The organism is Cellulomonas biazotea, assembly GCF_004306155.1.
Lineage (GTDB): Bacteria > Actinomycetota > Actinomycetes > Actinomycetales > Cellulomonadaceae > Cellulomonas > Cellulomonas biazotea.
In genome coordinates this window covers 1-1,197 of record NZ_BIMR01000474.1, presented here as the reverse complement: position 1 = coordinate 1,197, position 1,197 = coordinate 1, and the positions used below count along the sequence as shown (strand labels likewise).

Here is a 1,197-nt window from a genome sequence, read left to right as displayed (position 1 = left end):
GCGACGACCAGCGCGGCGGACGCGAGCGGGCCGCTGCGTCGCGCCGCCGAGACCGCGTCGCCGGGCGCGCCGGTGCGACGGCGACCGCGACGGCGGCGGGAGCGGGCGGGCGACGGCACGGGACGGACCTCCGGTCGGTGGTCCCCCCATCGTCCGCCCCGCGCCCCCGCCGCCGCAAAGGTCGTCAGATCGCGGTGCTGTCGCCGATCCGGTGGTAGGTGCGGTCGTGGTAGACGAGCGGCGTCACGGTGTCGGTCGTGCCGTGCTCCAGGGCCCGCACGGACACGAGGTAGGAGCCGCCGACGGGCGTGCGCTGCACGACCCGCCCCCGTACCCACGACACGGCGCCGTCGATGACGGGCTCGCCGGAGGGCAGCGCGGTCCAGCCGCCCGCGGCGAACCGGTCGATCCCGCTGGTCGCGAACCGCGCGGACACGTCGTCCTGAGCGCCGGACAGGAAGCTGATCGCGAGCGTCCGGGCGGCGGACACGGCCCCCCACGACGACGACGTCGACGCGAGGGAGAACGCGAGCAGCGGCGGCGCGGCGGACACGGAGATGACGGACGTCGCGGTGAAGCCGACGAGCCGGTCGTCCTCGTCGCGCAGCGTCACGACGGCGACCCCGGCGGGGTGCCGGCGGAACACCTCCTTGTACGCGTCGGGCGTGAGCTGGACCTCGTCCTGCTGGGCCAGGTCGGCGTCGAGCGCGCGCAGCACCTCGGCGGTCATCGGAGCACCTCCGCGAGGTCGGCGGCGTCGCGCACGGCGCGGCGCAGGGGCTCGGCGGCCTTCTCGAGCCAGCGGTCGACGGCGGCGTCGAGGTCGGCGAGCTCGGCCTCGGTGACGGTGAGCGAGCGGGTCGGGACGGTCGCGCCGAGCTCGACGAGCAGCGGCCGCAGGTAGGCCTCGCCGACGAGGGCGTGCGCGGGCGACCCGGACACGACGAGCGGGACGGCGACGACGCCCGCGAGCCCGTCGGGTCCGTACGCGTCGAGGAACGCCTTGAGCAGGCCGGTGTAGGACGCCTTGTAGACGGGCGTCGCGACGACGAGGACCCCGGCCCCGGCGACGGTGCGCAGCGCGGCGTCGACGCGCGGCCGCTCGGCGGCGAACAGCTCGCCCGCGACGGCCGCGAGCTCGACGGTCGTGACGGCGGCGCTCGCCGGCCCGGCCGGGTCGGCGCCGAGGTGCGGGGC

2 protein-coding genes are annotated in these 1,197 nt (G+C 77.4%); both read right to left on the bottom strand.

Annotation, left to right across the window (positions count from 1 at the left end; genetic code table 11):
* Positions 1-184: 184 nt before the first annotated feature.
* On the bottom strand, positions 185-730 hold the full coding sequence (locus tag CBZ_RS20265; RefSeq protein ID WP_130783219.1) for a flavin reductase family protein: 546 nt from the start codon (positions 728-730) through the stop codon (positions 185-187).
* The coding region (locus CBZ_RS20260; RefSeq protein ID WP_130783218.1) for an NAD(P)H-dependent oxidoreductase at positions 727-1,197 on the bottom strand (471 nt) is incomplete at its 5' end. The genes CBZ_RS20265 and CBZ_RS20260, both read right to left, overlap by 4 nt.

Coding starts and splice junctions, on each gene's coding strand:
- CBZ_RS20265 (WP_130783219.1), bottom strand. CDS start 730: ATGACCGCCGAGGTGCTGCGCGCGCTCGACGCCGACCTGGCCCAGCAG.